Here is a 20,171-nt window from a genome sequence, read left to right on the forward strand (position 1 = left end):
TGAATCATCGTCTGAATCTGAATTCTGATTAGCCGATTGTTGTTGCTGTGGTGGTTGCGGTTGCTCTTTAGAAAGACGCTTTAATAAAAGCATAACCTCGATGGTTTCATCTATAGCAGCCACTGTTGAAGGTAATTTACCCCAATTAATCATCCGCTTTTCAATTTCATCAAAAATTGGAGAGTTTGGAGTACCTAATTTCATCAGTAGATGTCGAGCATCATCACCAAGTTTCTTTAGGTGAGATTGGCCCTCAATTGCAATACCACGACCAGAATACAATAACCAAGCAAATAACAACCCAGCGGGGCCGTCACTTATTATTGGTTCCTGAAAATAACCCTCTTCGAGCAAGTCATAAGTCATTTTCTGAAATACCCAGTAGGCACCAGAAAACTCCTTCATACAAGCAGTCTCTACGCGACAATCTTCAATGATATTGTTGATTGATAAGAACGTGCTTGATTTACCCTTGAGGTGTTTCTCGAAGACTGAGAAGTCACTGAATCGTAAATGACCACCAGCTTCATGAGTAATTTTTGCTTCAACGAGTCGTGACCAAACTTCATCAGAGGGGTCACCAGCATTGATGTAAATATCTCTGCCATTCGTGTAGCAAGTTCGACGGTCAAAATAGATATTTACGTCAAATCGTGCATGAATATCTGTAATAACTCGCATTGTGTTTTGAACTTCTTGAATTGAAGCCATAAGGTGTTCCTCCAAAAAATAGGATAGAGCTCCCAAAGGGAGCTCATTAGGTTAGGTAGGTGGGGTTAGCCGAACCAGAAGCCGGTTGTTGACGTTTCGCCAGTGACTTCTTCATAGGTAGGAGTACTATTGCCGCTGTCAGTATCAGTAGAAACTACTGAGTCCTTAATCGCGTCAATAATTCTCGGTTCAGATTCATCTGCGACTTCCATCACCGGCACAATGCCATTTAAGATGGAGCCACGTTCTGTAAGGTTATGTACCAATTTAACCGCGTAGGTCATATCTGAGCCTTCGATGTTCCCAGTTTTGGGTAAGGTATCGAACGCTTCATCAAGTTCATCAACCAATCGGTCAAACACAGTGTGTTGGAATGACATTGAGTAAACGTAATCACGAATAGCTCTTATTGGCTTGAAAGTTCGCTGAATCATTGAACTTTTACCAATAATTTTTTCATAAACAACAACAGCTTGCTCCGCGACATTATCCAAAATCCCTTCCACGATGTAATCAACAGCTTCCTGTTGGTCATCATTGAAATAAGGTTTGAAGGCCATCGGCGGCAACACGTTGAATTGAAAACGTCTAAAGAAATCATCTTTAGGGGTCTTCAAAGACTCAATAATTTCAGCCATATCAGGGTTAGCTTTCTTGTGTTCTTCAACTATGGTGTCATAGCGATTATCACGGTCAGCGACTTCTGAATAAAACTCAGCTTGAATTGCCTTGAGTTCAACGAGTAGAGAGTCAAGTTCATCAACTGGAATCGCGGTAACGCGTCCATATCGGACACCTCGGGCTGCAATAGCGCGGCGTGCCTTAGTCTCCAATGTGTTCTTAAACTGCAACTCAGAACGAGGAAACCACTCAATACGGGCTTTACGAGCAATCTTTGAATTCACTTCCTTTTCGTCTAAGAGAGTTTTAGCATTCGCTAACGTTTTCTCTCCATCACGGCCAGAAGTAGTTACATCGATAATCACAAGCCCATTTTCGAGTCGATTAGCAAATTCGCCATCTTGTTGAGCCACTTGGTCAAGTTGATTTTGAGCTACTGTATCGATATCGAGAGTTTGGGTATCGTTGATGTCTTTCATAATTCCTCCAAGGAATAAAAATTGGAGGGACTGATCCCGGTCAGGGAATCTAGTCCCTGAAGGGGTTAGGTAGGCTTGTTAAGGAGTAGCGAACCTAAGTTCGTTTTTGCTGAAACAATTAATCTGTGTAAACTGATATTGCTTCTTCATTTTCTCTTTAACTTTTTTGTCGATGTAGTTACGCGCTAGTAACTCAGACTGATGGGTTTTACGATAGAAGTTAAGCTTTTGGCCTTTGGCTCCGTAAACAACCAGTGTGTCGGCACCAAGGCACGTATATCCCCAAAGCTTATTACTTCCATTGTCATTGCAATGATACATTTTGAACTTGATTGTACTGATATCTAGACCGTCTAAATCCGATCTTGGCAAATCAGCCTCATCACACTCTGAATCATTGCTTGTTACTTTTTTGATTGCTCTTTCAACCAGGTATACGGTTGATCGAGAATATGACCATTCTTATCTTTGAACACTTGATCAATAATCTTTTCGATATCAGCTTTGTCACGAGTGTCGCAGCCATTCCAAAATACATTATTAAACGAAGCACGCAGTGGAGCTCTATCACCATTAATTTGAATGTAGTAGCACCAAGATAAAACCACACGAGTTGAAAAAGCCGTTCCAATACCAGATTTGGTTGTTCGATCTCGATTAGGACCTAACATTGCATCACGCATAGCATTAGCAAACTGGATTAACTTCTTAAGTAACTTCTTGTGGTCGCGTAAGAACGGAAATTTACCAATTACCACTTTCTCTTCTACTTCCGTGCGTAAATACGGAAAAGGCACAACGAATGAACGATTTCGAAAAGCCGTATCCCAACGTCGAGACGATGGATACAAACCAGAAATGTCCCCTTCTCCAGAAGTATTACCTAACGTTACAAAACGATAGTTCTGGTGTGGATAGATGATTTCTCCTGTGTCTTCAATAGACCAAGGTTTCGTCATCTCAGAAGGAAGGTGAAGTTTGGCAATAAAATCTAAAGACCCTTTATCACATTCATCAAGCAAAACACATTTTCCGTGTTTCATAGCGTCAGCGATAGGTCCATAAACATATTCCGTTTGACCGTTTGACAACACCCAGCGGCCTTGCATCTTCTCAGGGCGTAATGTCGGGTTAACAGACACCAGCACAGTTGGCCAATTAAGGCGAGCACAAAGCCAAAGCATGAAATCAGTTTTACCAGAGCCCGTAGGACCAACCATATGCATGAAGTTAGGTCGTTGAGGTGAGCAAAACCAAGATATAACTTGGGAAAGTTGTTTTTCATCTGGAATATAACCTGCGATTTCGCGAGGTACATCTGGATGACGGTGTTTAGGGATCTGAATAACTGCCGTTACTGCTGCTGGGACAAACGGTTTGAACACGTCGGCCATACGAACAGTAATCATCTCTGAGTAATCAATTTCTTCAACAGTAGAAGTTGGTTGGTTATTCGTGTCTACAGTAGTCACAGGGTTAGCATTAGACATAGTTAATTCCTCCAGGAATGAAGTGTGGGGTTAAATTAATATGGGTAGTTAATTAAGGGGTTAAGCTGTCTTGAGAAAGAAAGCTTTATTAGCATCTTCAAGTAGCATTTCTGCTTTATGAAGAAGTTTGGGGTTATTCAGTATCTGAGCCTTTCGAAGAAGGCGCAGAGCGCGCCTTTTTCGTGCTGCAGATACATTTTTCTGGTGAGAAAAATTCATATCCGCGTACCTCGAATTATTGCTGATTATAAGCACGCTGACGGAAATTTCCGTTGCCTGCTTGTGGGCGGAATTGACGCTGTGTAGAGTCAGGTTGTTGTGCATTATTGGCATTCTGCTGTGGAGCATTCTGCTGTGGTGCATTATACGCTGGACCATTCTGTGGAGCGTTATTGTACGCAGGAGCATTTTGCTGTGGAGCATTTTGCTGCGGTGCGTTGTTATACGCAGGAGCATTTTGCTGTGGTGCGTTGTTGTACGCAGATCCATTGTTTTGTGGGGCTTGATTCGCAGCTTTTAAGCTTTGAAGTTCGAACTTCTTAACCATACCAAGAACACGACTAACGCGGAATTCATGTCCAGTGACATTATTGCCGTTTTTGTCGGTGTAATCGTTAGTAGAGAGTTCAGTTTCGACCATTAAAGAATCACCTTTGTCTAAACCTTGTTTGAAGTTCTGATCAAAAGTTTTTTGTGAAATTGACAGGCGAGCCCAGTGGGTTTCATCTTGCCAATTTTGTTGCTCATCTTTAAATGAACGAGTCAATGCAATTGAAACATTGTACCAAGTACTGCCATTTGCATTTTTCTGTTCAATCGAACCAACATTGCCGCCAAGCGTAAAGTTACACAATGAAGGTAGTCCAAATTGATTAACAGAATTGCCATCAATTTCGCCTAACACATTATGAAGTTCATAATAAGTATGCGTAAGTTCGCTGTTATTGTTACCAGTGAATTTGCACGTCTTAAGAGATACTTTACACACATAACCAACACCGACTGGAAACTCTAATTGCCCATGGGCAAAAAGTTGAATCTGGTTAGTACGTGACTGCATTTGGTTTTGACCGTCTACCCAAGAGGTAACTTGATCGGCCCAGATGGTCGTGTTGCCATTCTCAATTTGAGAACCAGTAACTACGAATGCGATAAGGCCATTGTTTGAACGGAAAGGTTTCATAATTAATTCCTCATTAATAAAATAACGTGGAACTATAGATAGAGTAATCCCCTAGTGGGATATCTATAGCCCACTTTAGGGTCAGGTTTATGACTTAAAAAAGTCACTGGGGACATAGAATAAATCTATGGGAGAATTGCTATTAGCTCTCCAACTAAGGGAGAAAAGTATCACTTTAAAAAAGTGAAAAAATTTCTCGGGTAAATCACCTATAGTAAACCCCAAGAACGGGAGACTTTTGTAAATTAAGCGCAGCTTTTTTAGTGTTTAACTTTTCCTTGAGTTAAGAAGCGTTCAAAAACTCATTTTTTAGCTGTTGTAGTTTTTCTGCCTGAGCTGCCGAATCTGGCTCTTCATTTCGCTGTTGTACGGCCAACTCAATTCGATCTGGAACCGCCTCTCTCAAAAATGACAACTGCTCTTTGAAGAAACACAGTCGCAAGTACTTCTCAGCTCTTGTTATCCCCACATACAACAAGCGACGCTCTTCCTCCCAATGCTTTTCGCCTAAACCATCTTTATCTGGTTGCGGAATTCTTTCATCTTGACAGCTCAATATCGCAACTTTCGGAAACTCTAGTCCTTTAGAGCCATGCAACGTAGCGATCACTACCTCATCTGTGCCAATCTTTTCAGCCTTTTTAGCGTTTATTTTGGTTATCCGGTCATGAAACTGATCTGCGGCCTTAGCCAAACTGCCAAGTGACGCAGCTGTTTTGGTTAGGATGTCAGCCATTGCTCCAAGAGCCGCAGGAGAGTTCATATTTCGTTGCGCCATCACCATTGAAATGATCTTTCGTTGATACTCGGCGTTGACCGTTTTGCTTGGCTCTTTTGGGACACCTTCATGCATGAACATTTCAAAAATTGATTGGGTGTGGATTAGCAATGATTGGCTTTGGGTTAAGGTGGTTACCGTCCCAATAAAGTCGATTCCATTTGATTTAGCACTTTTCGCCATATCAATCATCACCTCATCTTCATGCATGTAAGCCAAGAAATCTTGTAGATACCGACTGTTACGGTGTGTCAGCATCCACATCAACTTGATATAACAAATCACATCGGCTGACTCAAAGAAGCTCTTACCGCCGAGGCGCTTAACTTTCACTTTATGTTTGGACAACTCCAGCTCAACTGTATCGATTTCTTTATTGGTTCTTGCCAGTACCGCCCACCCGCCTTGATCGGCAAGGATACCTTCAACAACACTTTCAACTTGATGGTCTTCATCCTTAAAGCCATGACAATCGACAACACCGCCCTCCTCTACGTGTGACCTTAATTCTTTTGGAATTCGTTCTACATTGTGTTGAATCAGGTTGTTGGCCACATTCAGTATTGCTGGTGGACATCGATAACAAATTTTTAAGCTGTAGGCTTTCGCGTTTAGATCAGCTTGCATGTTACGGAAGTTATCGACCCCTCTTGCATTTCGAAAGGCATAGATTGATTGGTCATCGTCTCCAACAACCATGATGCAACAACCTCGTTTAGCGTGCTCGTAAAGAAACATATATTGGAGATCGTCGGAATCCTGAAACTCATCAGCACATATGTGAGTAACGCCTAAAGTTTCTGACAGTGGTCGAATTGTTCCATCTCGCAGACCATGGATAACGTCGCGAGATATCTGATTTAGGTCGACTTTGCCCTCTTTTCGCATGATGCTTTCATAAGCTGCAAAAAGTTTCAGTTTGATAGATGAGAATTCTGAGCGAGGTATAGTTAAATACTGTCCGATCGTACTTATCGTTTTCTCTGCTTCCTCATAACTCATCGCCACATGACAAGCACGCATCGCTCGCTCAATATAGATGTTTAAGTGTCCACCCATAACAATCGTTTTATATGAGTTCGTCTGACGCCAAAGCTGCACAGCCATAGAATGAAAAGTGCTTGGAAATACACGAAGAGTCTGACTTCTTGGCATTGTCGACTTAAGCCTACGTTTTAAGTTGGTTGCCGCTGCATCTGTGAACGTCAGCATGGCAATTGCGTGTAGCTCGGAATCGGTAAGCACCCGTTCAGCATAACGCACTGACACCTCAGTTTTACCTGAACCGGGCAATGCAACAACCATAATATGGCCTTCCGCATTAACGCAAAGATGTTGATCTGGATTTAACATATACGTGACTCGTACTGCTTCATGGATTTGAATATGTACATCAGAGTAGGAGATTATTTAGCTACAAAGTTCAATTAACGAAGGAAATTCACTTTGTTACATCGTTTCGACATCCGTCACTAATTTTGAAAATAATCCGAAGCTTCCCCCCATTTCCCCCCCGTTTTCATTGGCTGGTTTTGTGTATTTTTCTGCTCATGATGTATAAATGTAAGTAGATTTAATAAATACTCATACAGTTTCACTTGGCTAAGGAAGACAGAATTATGGACCTATTCAAAACAGCATCAGTCATTACCGCCGCTTTACTCTTGAATGCATGTGCGTCCAATAGTGCAAAATACGAAGTACCGGAGTTAGGCACATCAAGTATCGCGCTCCAAGTTACCCGTTCAGCAGGAAGTGGAACGATCATCGAAGACCAAACCTTACCTAAAGGTGCAATTTCGGATGTGGGGATCGGTGGCTATGTGGGGTCTACGTTATTAGGGTTACCATTGGGCTCTATGGCAACGGGTTTCGGATTGGCCATCCTAGCGGATCAAAAGTACGGTTGGGATCGAAGAAACCTAGTTATGTACTTGGATGCTGATACTTATAGTGGCTTAGACGAGTATGAAATGTGTAAGGTTGTCATGTCTAAAATGGATGCGGTAATGGTTCCCTCATTCGACACACTTCAATCCTTTAGCAAAAAACCATTGTCGCCAGATTCGAAGTTTTACGATGAAAGATACAATGGTGGTGAAAGCCTTTGTGTTGAAGGGTATCCACTTGATTCAAACGTGGACTCCCACGCAGCGATATATTTCAGAGGAGTGGACACTGCCTTCTTAGGGACGAGAGTCGGTGTACGGTCTATTTCGGAACCTTTCAGTACAGACGTGTTCGATGCTGACCTTAAAAAGCAGATCCCAGATACAAATGTCATCGCGGTCAGATTTACTTATTACAGTAGCCTGATAGCACACATGCAATACAGCGACGCTGAAACAACAGGCTTTGTAAATGCCAATGGCTTATCCACCAGCCCTTCTATTAAGCTCCCGACCGCTACTTTTATGAGTTTACCGATGAAGGAATATATCGCTGATTCTCAGTACATTCCTAACATCAATGCAGTGCGTAACAATGACACGGTGTACTATTTCGTTAAGCCGGTTGATGGACAGCAATTCAGTCAAAGTTTGGCAGAATATCACTCGACGGTCACTGAGATTCTTGAGCGAGCTAAAGACAAAAACTCGCATACGAAAGTTTCTACGCAGTAAGGAGGCCGAATATGGAACAGTTCATGACAGTGGTTTTCAAGTTTCAAGAGGGGGCGTCCCTACCCAAAAAGTTGACACAAGCGTTCTGCGCGGATTCGAAGTATGAAGATGTCGAAATAACCGCTATCTCGTGCGACGACGAGATCAGTCGTGTTGAGCAATTAGAGTCAGACGGCTAAATACTCTATCGGAATTAAAAGGGCTTACATTGTAAGCCCTTTTTGATGTACTGAAGTAAGTTACGTGTCTGAGATATAAACCATATATTTCTCCAAGCGGCACTCATAGAATTTAAGGTCATCGACCCACAGAGAAATTAGCTGTTCTTTGCCTTTAAATGGTGCGACTGACCGCAGCTTATCCAGTAAACCTGATTGCTCATTCTTTGGCGCACGTAAGGTAACGTTGATTCCAACTCCCCTTGTGTTTGCCTCAACAATAACTTTTCCCCTCGTACAATGAGCTTGTAATATTGCTAAACCAGCTTGTAATTCAGTCAGTTCATTCATTCCATTTATCCTTGTTAAATAACTCTAATCGTCCAAAATCGATAATGGTGAGTCACACACTGGTGGTCTAGGGTATACCGAGCAATCCAAGTTACCAGGTGTTGCTGCATCATGTGTTTCTTTCAAGTTCGCGTCGGCGTCAGTTGACTCGAAACGTGCTTGGTTAAGGTCGACAGGGTTCATTGCATCATCATTGTTTGGCATCCAAGCTTGGCTCGACAGGGTATCGATATTTAAATCGTCATGTTCAACGGCTAAACCAGAGGCCATGATCAAGTTTTCCCATTCGGTTAAATCAATAGTGTCCCAATCCAACTCGCTGACTTGTTCAAGTGTCATGCCTGAACATTGTCCATTTCTCGGATCGAGGCTGATATTCAGTTGAGGTGCCGCTTGTTCCATGATGATACGCCCCAATGGACTCGGGTAGCAGCAATAGTGCTTACGCTTTATGAGACAGCCAAATGGAGTGTCTTTATAACAACTTGTTGAGGCATATATGCATTGTTGTTGGTCGAGCTTCATACCCATGCCCATTTCAAGGTCGTCACATTCCGAAATCATCATTGCACCCAACTTAATTAGTTGATAGGCAGCATAAACGGCCATAATAGTTGCAAATGCGCCAGAGACAGCTGGGTTGAGTGACACTGTAGTAGTAGCTGTCGAACCGGTTCCCTCCGTCACAGTATCAAAGATCGCATCTCGGATTGCATCAGGCAGCAGGTCTGCGACCTTTTTCATCAATTCACCTTTAATTTCATCGAGCAAACTCTCTGTTGCGGCCTCAGCTGCGGCCTCCCCGACTTCACCCGTGATGTTACGTACAGCAAAATCCCAACCAGCGCTCACAGCATCGGTCACATAAGTTACGGTATTGGTAACAGGAGTTGGGTAACTAGATGCCCAGGAACCGAATCCGGCACCAGAGCTTGCCAATCCAGCCAGTGATTGTTCCATCGCATAGTGATGATAGACGCCTTTGATGTAATCGAAGATATTGGTTTGTCCTGCGGATAGTGTGCAGCAGTTAAAACCAAGCCCTGTCTGCTCGATACCGCAATATGACACTTCACCATTGAAGACTTTACAGGTGGAGACATCATCTGGATTTTCACATTCCATATTCGATTTAATGTCTTCCAGCATCTTGAACGTCGCCATTGCTTCCGCAAAGTCATCATTCATTTCAAGCTCTGAATAACGGCAATCTCCACCCACACACTGCATTTCACCCGTGCAAATGTCTTCCTCCATCGTGTACGAATAGTTTCCGTTTGTATAAGTGTTACATTCGTAGACTGACTCTTGGACGTAAGCTCGCCCCGTTATAGGGTCAACAAAGGCTGGGTTTTGTTCAATTAACGCACAGTCGGCATTATTTCTGTAAGGCTCACAGCGATCCGGAATATTGGCGTTAAATTCAGTGAAAGAAGTGCAAACCCTCTCATTGCTTTCTGGCCAGTATGGTTGACCACAAATCTGTTGGTCCGGTAAAGGATTACATTCGTAGTTGACAGCATTGGCCTTTAAACACGCTTTACCATCGCTCGTTTGACCCGGACGAGGCACGTTAATAGGCAAACCAATTAGGAACTGATCATAATCATCGATATGCGCGGCTTCGGATTCCACACATTCCCACCCTCCGTAGCTACACATCATGCCTTGTTGTCCACCACTCTGATTCAGTGGATTACTACAGTCTGGGTTGATGTATATATGATCGCCTTCGCTACCAAACACATCACACGTCGAAGGGTCTTGAATCCAACCGAGTTCCGCAGCACAACCAACTGGAGATTGCTCAATGAATTCTTTAGGGTCAATTGGGTCCACAGTACGGACGAGAATGGTGGCTTTACCTTCCCCTCCACCGCCGACACCCAAACGCATTTTGAATTTAACGATTCCGCGATTAGAAGCACGAGCAGCTTCAAATTGGCTTGTTATGTTGGTATTTGTAGTAAACACTCGGCTGGAGCTGAATTCACAGTTAGTGTGTTGGTATGGAAAGCCAGTTTCGTCTACATATGGATGCACCCAATTGCCGTTTTCATCGTAATCAGGGTATGAAGTACAATCGCCATCACGACAACTGCCATTGTTAAACCAATACGATTTAGTGGGTACATATTGATAAACGATTTCATTATTTAGTGTAAATTGAATGACATCATCCACCCACACTCGCTCGAAAGTTACCGAACTGATACGGACATCTTCTTCAAGCTCAAATTCAACAAAGTTGATTTTGTGGTAACAGCCCATTCCATGGTCATTAGTACTGTTGTCGGTTGGGTCACCTACGGTCAGTCTAAAAGTATGTGAATCGACGATTTCTACATCGCCACTACCAGAGCGCTTTTTCAAAGGGTAGGTTGTGTGTCTTTTTAATTCACACTTCATTAGATTGGAACGGTCGGGTTCCATGCATTCATTTTTGACTTTCCCGACATACTCTCTGTTTACTGAGTACGTATTTGTTTCTGTCGTGCAAGCGCTATAAAAATCTGAATTGGCATCATCTAGGTTATTGGCCAACTCTTTAAAAATGTTGTCGGCATCGACCATGATAGAGTCATCGGACTCTAGTTTTTGGTAATTGTCGTTATAATTCAGCTTTAATGTGTTGTAAGCCTTAGCGTCATAGTCCGACTCACTACCAACGGTGTTATTCGAAAACCTATCTGAAACACCTTGTCCTGACTCTCTCAGTTTATTTTCATTTTGATAAGCTTGGTATGCGTCAAATTGCCCTTCTGATCCAACACGCTCAACATCCAACCCAAACAATTCTGAGTTGCCTAGTGAGTTACCACCTACAGTAGCATTACCACCGCTGTAAGTAGGTGTTTGAAAGTTTCCGTATATCTCATCAAGTGACATATTCTGTGCGTAGGTGACCGTTGAGGTAGATGCATACAGCACACCGATAAAAGAAACATGAAAGATCTGAACCAGAAACGCGAACAAGCTAAAGTGAGTCAGTATTCGATTAAACATAACGCCCTGCCTTTTTCTCAAAACAAGATCAGGTTAATCCCGTAACACTTAAAAAATTTCAAATAGCGAGGGCATTTTGAGTTTTTGTTAAACGAATACAAAAAACCACCCGTTAGGGTGGCTCTCTAAAGTTACCTTAAGCAGCAATCATTCCAAGAATACATAAGATAAACGAACGCTTCCCGACCAGGGACCAATCGCCCGTTACCCCACTTAAGAACACTGTCACCGAGCTTATGACAACAACCTGTTGATAGTGGAATTGAAGATCCTCCCCCACCTTTAGGTTGCGAGCTCGCCTCTCTTACTGGGTAAAGCATGGATGAACGATATTGTGTTTTTGGCAACATTGGCGCGTAGTTCGGTTCACAACTGTCTTGAATCATATGATTACCCATTGTCAGCTGTGCTTGCCCACGTCGGTGTAGAGTGGCCATCAAACGCGTGGTTAACAACGAAGTGCCACGTACCGGATCGTCACTGTACTGATTATTACCAGTCATTGGGTAAAGGTTCCCTGAACACCCAGCACAAAAATAGTTTTCAACTACCTCTCCACCAGCCAGTATTTGAGCGCAATCGGCTGTACAGATAGAGGTCGCTATTGGGTTCGAAAAGATAACGGTTTCCGGAAACATCACGAACGCCAACAAATCATCTTGATACAACGGGTCGGCTTCGGAAAAGTACGCCAAATCCAATGTTGTCGCCCCATCATAGGTACAATCCGCATTGGCAAACATTTCAATCATTTGCATTACTGGGTAAACCCAATATTTATAGTGAAAAAAAGAAGTTTCTGTATCGTCAATCGCTGTTTCTGTTCGGCCTTGTCCAGCACGGGTATTATCGTCTGCCAAACGAACACCGAATGAAGGCATGCAGTATGGCGTTGGTGAAAAAGATACGATCCTTGATGGTTGGAAGAATCCGAGCGGTATACCCCATTCAGGGACACCTAGCTCATCAGCACACATGCAAAAAGGCTTGCTCGAAGCGGCACCTTTAGGCGCGTCCCCACCAATACCGGCTAGTCGAATTGGAAGTAAACAGCTCCAACACATACCGTCGATGACTGTACTCAAGATGTTGGCATCGGGACATAAGTCGCCTGCCTTGTCGTTATCCGCAGCCACAGAATATAAGCTCGCCATGCTTATCATTGTGGACATCAAACCAATCAAAAAGAACCTAATCATATGTTCCTCCCTTTAGTTCTTGTTCACTTGCTCTATCACAACACCAGCAGCGTCAATACCTTGTTCTTTAATGTTGTTCACGGAATTCGAGAAGTTTGGGTTATCTTTCATTAGCTGATCTGCAGCATCAATGCTTGATTCAGTAATGTCTCTCACTGAGTTGGCTAGATTAGGTTGTGTATCAGCCAACCACACACCGAGAGCGACGCCGAAACCAATAAGTACGAGATTCTTAATCATGTTGTGTTTTCCTTAACTAGTTTGTTTTGGATTGATTGAGCGGTGTAGGTTGGCCACCGTCAGCCACTTGTAGGTTGACCTGAGTGACTGTTTGCGCCGAATACTCATTTATCTGGAACATACCCTCATCGGTACTAATTAACCGAGTCGGGGTCACTTCCAAATCAAATCGGTCGATGACTTCTTTAGTCAGGATGGTCACGTCATAGGTGAACTTCTTATTTAACTCAGATATATGGTCAAACCCCCTATCCTTATCGATACGTGTAGATATGAGTTTCACTTTCCCGCGAGATTCATTGAGAGACATGTACTTTACAAACTCCACTTCCTGTTCGTCGGTCGCATCAAAGACAAACATGGTTAAATGTGCAGGTACTATGTCGTGGTTTTTAAGCGGCTTGAGGGGATTTATTAACTCTCCTTTCTTGGCCAGAATAAGACCATTGACCGCTTTCACATCACCAGTGGCTATCACTGTTGGGTCAAAGTCGAACTCACGGTCTTTCACGGCTGGTGGAAGAGTATGAAAACTGCGGTTATGCCAATGGCGTGCTATTGCTTGTTTTTGTTCCGTTTCCCAATCCACGGCCCTCATTCTATTTTTTGACTCTTCAATGAAGCTTTTTTCTGCGATAGGAAATATGGACCCCATTTCACCAAGGAATACCTCGGAGCCGTCATAATCAGGGTTTGCTGCCGCGCTTTCCGTCTCGTTCTGTAAGTAGCTTGCGCTGATTAGACCTTTCACTTTCCCGACGAGTTTTGTGTTATCGGATAATTTGCGCTCATAAACCATCGTTGGAACTTGTTCAATGTTGAAACGCTCAAATGCCATTGGATCCATGTAAACAGCGGCTTTATTGATTCGTTTAAGTTTGTCTGGGTTCTCGGCATGCGTGCGTATGTCATCTTGAGCATTAGCCAGTTTGACCTTTAATTGCCACAAACCTTTAATCATATCTGGTACGCCCACGTCGCCAGGTCGTAAGCCGTTAAACACAACACGGCCTCCCCACTCTGCAGCGAGCTCTAGCACCTCTTTCATTTGGTGATCAGGCATTGAACTCGACACGAATATCCAAAAAACCGTGTTCGCTTCTTCATCGTCGTATTTGTTGTCTACTTTTTGACTTGGAGACGAAGGGTTAGGCTGCTCAATGCTTATCGAATCGAGATTATCAATTGTCAATGTGGAGGGATCGAATGCTAAGGGTTTTGGTTGTCCTTCATTGACAATGGAATTGGCTTGATACTGAGTTTGGTTATCATCGATAACATCTTGAAGGGCTCTGAAATTGATATCTGGCGTATCGTCCTTCCGATATTCGATAAGAGAGCCCGATTGGTCAGAAATGGTACTGTTCAACAACTTGGCGTGATCGGCCATTTCTTTCAATTCTTTCATCATTTTAGGGTTCAGGTTACTTGCATCTAAAACTGCTTGAGTACCTTGAACTTCATGGGCGTTGGATATGATATCGTTACTGCGTTGTACATTATCCAGATCTTCTTGAGTGAGTTGTCCGTTAGCCAACGCGTAAGTCGCAATGAATGAAGTTAGTAACAAGACGTTGTGTGCCTTAGAGAAATGCATAGCCAACTCCGATAATTTGAGAGTGTTCAACTAAACCCCAGTATCTTGAATCAAAAGAGGTAGGTAGCGTGCCAAGAGCGAAATATTGCCCTTCAGGGACAACGAAAGTTTTATTGAGGGTATCGAAGTCGATTTGGGCATAATTAATCATTCGACGAGCATCAGCCGCATAACGAATGACTTCCCCATCTTTGGTGGTCACGGTGACTCCATCCAAGTCAAAGGTCACGGTATCGCCAGCAACACCAGCTGCTATTTTCAAGAAATTGGTGCCATGTGCGAAATAAGGTTGAGCGTTAAGCGACAGGAAGGACATGAGTTGCCCACGCTTGGGGAAATGATTCTTAGAGTCGATGACTGCGGCCTTGATAGGTAAACAACCCAATGCTGTTGGGACCAATGAAATCTGATACCGACCACTAAGTAGCAATACGGCCAACACTAATCCAACGAGCGTGCCGAATATTTTGATATATGTGTACTGTGTAATGTTCATACGCTTCCGTTACCGAGACATTGATAAACTGGATATACGTAATCTTCACACTTTATTTAGTCATAAAATCCAAATAGGCAGCCAAATATCGATGACTAATTGATCTATTTGCTGTGCGTTTAAAATTTATGGGAATGATAACTACAACACATATAGAAATGCTAATATATGAAATTGGATCCACCAAGACACGATGGTATGAAAAACACAGACCCTTTAACGTTGATTGACTCAGCCTCAACCCATCTGGCTCTGGTCAACTTAAAAGACGCATTAAACAAAGCACTGTTTCAATCTGAGTTAGCTTTACAGTCATCTTTAGAAGCTAATCAAACGCTGATCGATCCTTACCCTGTCATCCCGCTTCGCATTCTGACTGAAGGCATACGAGCTGCTAACTATCATCATACCGGATACACAGCAGATATGTTTTTAAGCCCTTATGCTGATGAGTCTCCCACCGTTTACTACCGCTTATGCGTCCATACAAAACAATTGCTATCGGATATCGAAAAATACATAGAACAAAGTTCACCAATGGCTAAATAGTCAGCTGTAAGTTGTATAACCCTGTTAAATATCGCACGGGGACTACTTTTATGAACACTCCAACATTTTCACCTAGCAATCGACCAATTCAGAAACCGCAAAACAACAATGCGCCATCAAGTGCGAATCTACATTCGGTCCCTGTAAATCAACAAAGATCGGCGCACCCCGAGCAACCTCAAAACAACCAAGCGTTTTCACCAGCTACACCACCAGCGAATAACCCGCAAAATGCAGGACTAAAGCCGAACCCATTTAAAGCAAATAACCAAGAACCTGATCCGAATTCAATGCGCCAAATACGAGCTCATAGTTATAAGGTTCATGGCGGTAAAGCTGCTTTGGAAGTGAAGCCTGACGAAAAATTGAAGTCTAGCCAACAGGGTATTGTTGATGAGAATGGCGAACAAAATATTTTCTATACCATCCGTTTAGAAGCGGCCATTAGTAATAATTCAGGTGACCGGTCTTTCAATTGGAAAGATAAGGTCGCGATTCAACTCACAGACATCGAACTGCCATTGTTCATCGGGGTATGTTTCGGCTTTTACGAAAAGATTTATTTCGGTAATCATGGTGTGGGAGGTGAGAAATCATCGAAATTCTTTGGCGTAGAGCACCAAGGTTCAAAAGTCTTTTTTCAAGTAGGTCAGAAAGACAAACCGATCAGAGCCGTACCAGTCAATCTGCCACAAAGCATGCATATTGGATTAATGGCCCTAGAGATTTACTGCAAAAATTTTCCGGGAATAGATTCCAATACTGTTCTGAACTCAATTTCCAATATGTGTGGAATGTACATTTCACAAAACAGAAAGGAGATAAGAGATAAAGCATAATATCGACTGTCTAAACGCACAAAAGCTCCGATTCAGGAGCTTCTGCGGAAGTAGTAATAACAATCGGTCACTTACCTTCACGAGTCTGAATGGGTGATCTTAAACGTTTTATCAAACACGCTGACCATCACCACGTTATCATGTTGATACACGTACATCGCGTTCCCAGGTAGTTCTTTCTTCCCCTTATATTCAAGCAACCTTGTGTACTTGTATGACCCTTTAGTTGTCAAATCAAATAGCACAACGCCTATTCGTTCACCTGAACTTGTCTTTGTTTTAGCAAAACCGAGAACGTAGGGTTTGTTATCAATGGAAATGGCCGTGTCGATATACAGTTCATCAAATTGATTTGTCACCCCATGTGGAAACGTTTGAGTTTTCCATTCGCGCCGTCCTTCATACCCTCCTTTGTAAATGGGGGCTTCGATGTAGTGAAATGAGTTTGGTTGTCCAGATGACGCAATGACTGTCACCTTTTCTCCACTCGTTACTACGGTTGCGTTGTCTTTATGCTCGGCTAAGAAGGCATAGTCGTACCCACTTAACCTTGAGTAGTCCATCGCGGCGTGCCTGATGACATACAAGGACTCCTTCCCATGATTGAGGCTCATCAATACGTATCGACTGGATATACGCTTAGGGTCGGTCAAATGAACTTCACCATCGATGATAGGCGCTTCGTATGACTTGCGATTGAATTCATTCAATGACAGTGGTGTTGCTGCCTTGAAATATTCACTCTCATTTTCATGTCCATGCACGGCGCCATAATTAGTTTTCATTGGTGGACAATACGCAGCATTTTCCGGCTCGCTCGAACAACCTGCAATGATGAAGACACTCGCAATTAGACCATAGAGGGGGTAACGGGATTTATTCATTGTATCGTCCTTTTTGATAACACTCAGAGCATTGTATTTAGACGGTCTTCGTCTTTTCTCAAATAGAGAGGCGATTTTTACTTATTAATTAAGTTTCTTTTGCTAAACAACCAATCTTTCTGGTGTATACTGTTTTTGAACGAAATGAATGACATTAGTTTATTCTTAGTTCCTCCATACAAATCCGACTGGAAGGGGTTCCAGAAGGTCAATCTTCGGATTGAAGTCTCGCAGGAGAGGTCTTGCGAGCACAAGTCTCTTGGAAGGGGTTTCAAGAGCGAGAATGGGCTCACTATGAGCCCTTTTCTTTTTCCAAAGCACCAACGTCAATCAAACACCCCGATTTCTTCCTTTATTTGAATTTCTCTTAAGCCACTCTTGATAGCATCAATCTAATTCACTTTGATTTAAATAGGTCAATTATGAAATTTCGATTATGTTTTCTATCATTATGTCTCACCACATCTGGGTTCGCACATTCAGCAATTGAGGGGTTTGAGTTCACAGATACACTCGGTATATCGAAGCTTGTAAAAACGAATACTGCCGAATCCACGTTAATTAATAACGTCGGCCAATTAGGGATTCATGTAAGCGCAGGGTTAGATCGCCGCATCCGAGTGAGTATTCTTCAGAATGGCGTAGCTGTTACCACCACCACTGGCAACGTGATCACCGTTAATGATGCTTACTATCCATTTAGCAGTGAATATTTCGGCTCATTACTTAGCGTGTCTATTCCGTCGGAAGGTAGCTATACGGTTCAGGCTGAAACATTGTCACTGGATGGAGTGGTAGTTAATTCAGAATCGACGAACATCATTAGGGATGTCACGCCACCAGCCTCCGATAATATGTCAGTAAAATACATGTATGGGGGTCACGTAAACTCTATGCTCCCTGCCGGTAGTTGGTATCTATCCGCTCAAATGGGGTCCTACACCTCAACCATTGTTGAAGTCAAAAACGTCAATGATGTTTCGGGTATTGATAGTATAGAGATGGAAACCTTCACCTTTGACGCCGAAGACAATCGTATCCCATATAAATCGAAAAGCCTTGCCTACACTGAGTCAAAGTTATCTGCTGAAATAAACCTTTCAGTGAACTCTAGTCTGTTCCCACTTGGTAATGCGATTGATCGATTCCAAACCCGAACAAAGATTTCGGACAAGGCCGGTAATGTCGCCTATACCGCCTATCAAGATGTATATTGGGACTCTTTACGGACGGACACACTAGAAGCTGTTGGTGTATTGGTTCCTGGCAGTAGCAATGTGATCGGTGGATTAGCCGCATTCGAGCCCTATGTACGCGACATGGAGGTAGATACTAACCCCGTAACGGTCTTATACCGTGTTGCAGATTGGAACTTTCGCGATAATTCTGGGAACTTCAACAATGCGGGGGGAATCTGGGCCTCTGGAGCTAACGCCGTATACACCGACCGAGGTGACGGGTTTATATATTTTGTCGATACCTCACCAGCTGGGGCTATCGGTATCTCATGGCGAAACCAAGCGCATTACCGAAATGTTGTCGGGCCAAGCCTATATAGAGTGACACTCTCTGACAGCGCACCAAAAATCCCTGCCCCTAGATATGGCCAATATTATTATTCAGATACACAAGACTGGGGTTCTTGGAGTCGCCGTGTCTACAATCATGAATTGCCGGTTCAAATAGAACGAATTCGATTGTTTGTGAATGCCCGAACTTACCCTCAGACTGCGTATCATGCTGGCCATTCGTGTACGGTGCCAACGGGCCAAGATGTTTGTGAAATTACATTGAGTTCACCATGGAAAATGACAGCTGGTGGTTCAGCTTATTACCACAGTAGCTTCACCGTTCGCAGTACAGACCAGACTTTATCAAGTAACCCTACATACCCTGTTGGGTCGTACAATGATAAATATTACCCATCGATAGAGAAGACTGCCTTTAACGAAGACACGAAGATATTGTCTGTGCAAGTCGAGTTACCATGCCATACGTGTTATCAAAACCGAATCTACATGGACAGATATGAACTGCAAGATGCCAATGGCAACAAACTCAATGTCGGGCGATTTAACTCAACGGTCAATAGCACAACGTTTGAAGGTCAATACGATTTAACGGAGTTACCAGAAGGTACTCATGAGGTGTATGTGTATGCCCGAGAGCGGCACGGTCCAGATGCGCGTAAACATGCCGTTACCTACGTGAGTGACAAGACCGCTCCCTCAATCATCATGGGTTATGATGGAGGTGCCTTACCAGATCAAGTGACCGACTTGAGAAAGGTGACGTTCAACGTTTCTGACGTCTCAAACATCAATGACATTAGAGTCTCTTTACAAGGGTCACGTTATGACATTGATTATCAACTGGGTTACTCCCTTCTTGACGAGTCAGCTAACAGCCAAACCTATCAACTTGAGTTGCCTAAGCTGTTCCCTACGCTTGATGAAAATGAAATCTACTCGTTGTCCGTCAGTGCTTCCGACGAATTTAATAATTCAAACTCTAAAATCACGAGTTTCAGTTACAAACCTGAGAACCTAATAGTCATGAACACCATAGATTATTTGGCTTCGCAGTCGAACACACCCTTGTACTTATCAGATGGCACACCAATGGCGATCATCTTGACTGAACGAGCACTCACGCTCGAAAACAGTATGTTGGCCACGGGTGACCAGCAGGGCGAAATCACTAACAATGCCTCCTCGGACTTCCCTATTCGAATTCAAACTAAAAATGGTTGGGTTGAAGTCGCTCCGGGAGAAACGAAGGAAATCGTTATCGACTTAGGTAATGGTAACCCCCTGTATGTTGAAGTCTATCCGGTTTCAGATAACAACAATGGACAAGCCGATTTTCTGTTTAACTTGCCGCAACTCAGTTCAGCGTATATCGATTGAGGTACTGGTGTGTCCAGAGAGGTACATTCGTAATAAAAAAGGAGCTTTACGCTCCTT

At 43.1% G+C, this 20,171-nt stretch carries 18 protein-coding genes; 5 read left to right on the top strand and 13 right to left on the bottom strand.

From position 1 onward, the window contains the following. The 6 genes from BCT81_RS08050 to BCT81_RS08075 all read right to left on the bottom strand — a co-directional run. Positions 1–711 (bottom strand): hypothetical protein (locus tag BCT81_RS08050; RefSeq protein ID WP_198596856.1); only part of this gene is annotated, 711 nt, incomplete at its 3' end. 65 nt (positions 712–776) lie between these two features. Beyond that, positions 777–1,811, bottom strand: a complete 1,035-nt coding sequence (locus tag BCT81_RS08055; RefSeq protein WP_081230317.1) for a DUF3150 domain-containing protein — start codon at positions 1,809–1,811, stop codon at positions 777–779. 78 nt (positions 1,812–1,889) lie between these two features. After that, positions 1,890–2,183: a hypothetical protein gene (locus BCT81_RS08060; protein ID WP_086714903.1), complete on the bottom strand. Its 294-nt coding sequence runs from the start codon at positions 2,181–2,183 to the stop codon at positions 1,890–1,892. A 32-nt stretch (positions 2,184–2,215) separates the two neighbouring features. Then, the gene (locus BCT81_RS08065) at positions 2,216–3,301 is read right to left on the bottom strand and encodes an AAA family ATPase (RefSeq protein WP_081230315.1); all 1,086 of its coding nucleotides are present in this window, start codon (positions 3,299–3,301) and stop codon (positions 2,216–2,218) included. A gap of 235 nt (positions 3,302–3,536) precedes the next feature. Then, on the bottom strand, positions 3,537–4,484 hold the full coding sequence (locus tag BCT81_RS08070; protein ID WP_102423779.1) for a single-stranded DNA-binding protein: 948 nt from the start codon (positions 4,482–4,484) through the stop codon (positions 3,537–3,539). Between the two features lie 283 nt (positions 4,485–4,767). Continuing rightward, on the bottom strand, positions 4,768–6,615 hold the full coding sequence (locus tag BCT81_RS08075; protein WP_102423780.1) for an ATP-dependent helicase: 1,848 nt from the start codon (positions 6,613–6,615) through the stop codon (positions 4,768–4,770). Positions 6,616–6,881: 266 nt separating this feature from the next. Between BCT81_RS08075 and BCT81_RS08080 the strand changes: the two genes are divergently transcribed. Next, a complete protein-coding gene (locus tag BCT81_RS08080) occupies positions 6,882–7,886 on the top strand; it encodes a hypothetical protein (protein ID WP_102423781.1) in 1,005 nt (334 codons plus the stop codon). An 11-nt stretch (positions 7,887–7,897) separates the two neighbouring features. Then, positions 7,898–8,065: a hypothetical protein gene (locus BCT81_RS29165; RefSeq protein WP_154723762.1), complete on the top strand. Its 168-nt coding sequence runs from the start codon at positions 7,898–7,900 to the stop codon at positions 8,063–8,065. Between the two features lie 60 nt (positions 8,066–8,125). Here the strand turns inward: BCT81_RS29165 and BCT81_RS08085 are convergent, their stop codons facing one another. From BCT81_RS08085 to BCT81_RS08110, 6 genes are all read right to left on the bottom strand, one after another. Continuing rightward, complete coding sequence (locus BCT81_RS08085; RefSeq protein ID WP_102423782.1) at positions 8,126–8,395, bottom strand: hypothetical protein; 270 nt, start codon at positions 8,393–8,395, stop codon at positions 8,126–8,128. 24 nt (positions 8,396–8,419) lie between these two features. Further along, positions 8,420–11,401: a conjugal transfer protein TraN gene (traN, locus tag BCT81_RS08090; RefSeq protein WP_102423783.1), complete on the bottom strand. Its 2,982-nt coding sequence runs from the start codon at positions 11,399–11,401 to the stop codon at positions 8,420–8,422. 131 nt (positions 11,402–11,532) lie between these two features. Next, the gene (locus BCT81_RS08095; RefSeq protein WP_086714933.1) at positions 11,533–12,600 is read right to left on the bottom strand and encodes a TraU family protein; all 1,068 of its coding nucleotides are present in this window, start codon (positions 12,598–12,600) and stop codon (positions 11,533–11,535) included. 12 nt (positions 12,601–12,612) lie between these two features. Beyond that, on the bottom strand, positions 12,613–12,840 hold the full coding sequence (locus BCT81_RS08100; RefSeq protein ID WP_081230308.1) for a hypothetical protein: 228 nt from the start codon (positions 12,838–12,840) through the stop codon (positions 12,613–12,615). A gap of 16 nt (positions 12,841–12,856) precedes the next feature. Continuing rightward, on the bottom strand, positions 12,857–14,437 hold the full coding sequence (locus tag BCT81_RS08105; RefSeq protein ID WP_102367684.1) for a TrbC family F-type conjugative pilus assembly protein: 1,581 nt from the start codon (positions 14,435–14,437) through the stop codon (positions 12,857–12,859). Further along, positions 14,424–14,933, bottom strand: a complete 510-nt coding sequence (locus tag BCT81_RS08110) for a S26 family signal peptidase (RefSeq protein WP_086714935.1) — start codon at positions 14,931–14,933, stop codon at positions 14,424–14,426. Before BCT81_RS08110 ends, BCT81_RS08105 begins: the two co-directional genes overlap by 14 nt. A gap of 198 nt (positions 14,934–15,131) precedes the next feature. On the opposite strand from BCT81_RS08110, the gene BCT81_RS08115 reads away from it, so the two are divergent. Then, on the top strand, positions 15,132–15,482 hold the full coding sequence (locus tag BCT81_RS08115) for a hypothetical protein (RefSeq protein WP_133152231.1): 351 nt from the start codon (positions 15,132–15,134) through the stop codon (positions 15,480–15,482). A gap of 50 nt (positions 15,483–15,532) precedes the next feature. Next, complete coding sequence (locus tag BCT81_RS08120) at positions 15,533–16,321, top strand: hypothetical protein (RefSeq protein WP_102423784.1); 789 nt, start codon at positions 15,533–15,535, stop codon at positions 16,319–16,321. 77 nt (positions 16,322–16,398) lie between these two features. Here the strand turns inward: BCT81_RS08120 and BCT81_RS08125 are convergent, their stop codons facing one another. Continuing rightward, positions 16,399–17,205 (bottom strand): hypothetical protein, encoded by an 807-nt coding sequence (locus tag BCT81_RS08125; RefSeq protein WP_102423785.1) that lies wholly within the window; start codon positions 17,203–17,205, stop codon positions 16,399–16,401. Positions 17,206–17,627: 422 nt separating this feature from the next. On the opposite strand from BCT81_RS08125, the gene BCT81_RS08130 reads away from it, so the two are divergent. Further along, a complete protein-coding gene (locus BCT81_RS08130) occupies positions 17,628–20,114 on the top strand; it encodes an Ig-like domain-containing protein (RefSeq protein WP_102423786.1) in 2,487 nt (828 codons plus the stop codon). Positions 20,115–20,171 lie beyond the last annotated feature (57 nt).

It is taken from the genome of Vibrio sp. 10N.261.52.A1, assembly GCF_002876325.1.
In the GTDB taxonomy this organism is placed as follows: domain Bacteria; phylum Pseudomonadota; class Gammaproteobacteria; order Enterobacterales; family Vibrionaceae; genus Vibrio; species Vibrio chagasii.

Excerpts from the sequence above, each read along its gene's own strand:
- BCT81_RS08100 (WP_081230308.1), bottom strand. The coding sequence starts at position 12,840 with ATGATTAAGAATCTCGTACTTATTGGTTTCGGCGTCGCTCTCGGTGTG.
- BCT81_RS08125 (WP_102423785.1), bottom strand. The coding sequence starts at position 17,205 with ATGAATAAATCCCGTTACCCCCTCTATGGTCTAATTGCGAGTGTCTTC.
- BCT81_RS08115 (WP_133152231.1), top strand. The coding sequence starts at position 15,132 with ATGAAAAACACAGACCCTTTAACGTTGATTGACTCAGCCTCAACCCAT.
- BCT81_RS08075 (WP_102423780.1), bottom strand. The coding sequence starts at position 6,615 with ATGTTAAATCCAGATCAACATCTTTGCGTTAATGCGGAAGGCCATATT.
- BCT81_RS08105 (WP_102367684.1), bottom strand. The coding sequence starts at position 14,437 with ATGCATTTCTCTAAGGCACACAACGTCTTGTTACTAACTTCATTCATT.
- BCT81_RS08095 (WP_086714933.1), bottom strand. The coding sequence starts at position 12,600 with ATGATTAGGTTCTTTTTGATTGGTTTGATGTCCACAATGATAAGCATG.
- BCT81_RS29165 (WP_154723762.1), top strand. The coding sequence starts at position 7,898 with ATGGAACAGTTCATGACAGTGGTTTTCAAGTTTCAAGAGGGGGCGTCC.
- BCT81_RS08085 (WP_102423782.1), bottom strand. The coding sequence starts at position 8,395 with ATGAATGAACTGACTGAATTACAAGCTGGTTTAGCAATATTACAAGCT.
- BCT81_RS08055 (WP_081230317.1), bottom strand. The coding sequence starts at position 1,811 with ATGAAAGACATCAACGATACCCAAACTCTCGATATCGATACAGTAGCT.
- BCT81_RS08130 (WP_102423786.1), top strand. The coding sequence starts at position 17,628 with ATGAAATTTCGATTATGTTTTCTATCATTATGTCTCACCACATCTGGG.
- BCT81_RS08120 (WP_102423784.1), top strand. The coding sequence starts at position 15,533 with ATGAACACTCCAACATTTTCACCTAGCAATCGACCAATTCAGAAACCG.
- BCT81_RS08110 (WP_086714935.1), bottom strand. The coding sequence starts at position 14,933 with ATGAACATTACACAGTACACATATATCAAAATATTCGGCACGCTCGTT.
- traN (WP_102423783.1), bottom strand. The coding sequence starts at position 11,401 with ATGTTTAATCGAATACTGACTCACTTTAGCTTGTTCGCGTTTCTGGTT.
- BCT81_RS08070 (WP_102423779.1), bottom strand. The coding sequence starts at position 4,484 with ATGAAACCTTTCCGTTCAAACAATGGCCTTATCGCATTCGTAGTTACT.
- BCT81_RS08080 (WP_102423781.1), top strand. The coding sequence starts at position 6,882 with ATGGACCTATTCAAAACAGCATCAGTCATTACCGCCGCTTTACTCTTG.
- BCT81_RS08065 (WP_081230315.1), bottom strand. The coding sequence starts at position 3,301 with ATGTCTAATGCTAACCCTGTGACTACTGTAGACACGAATAACCAACCA.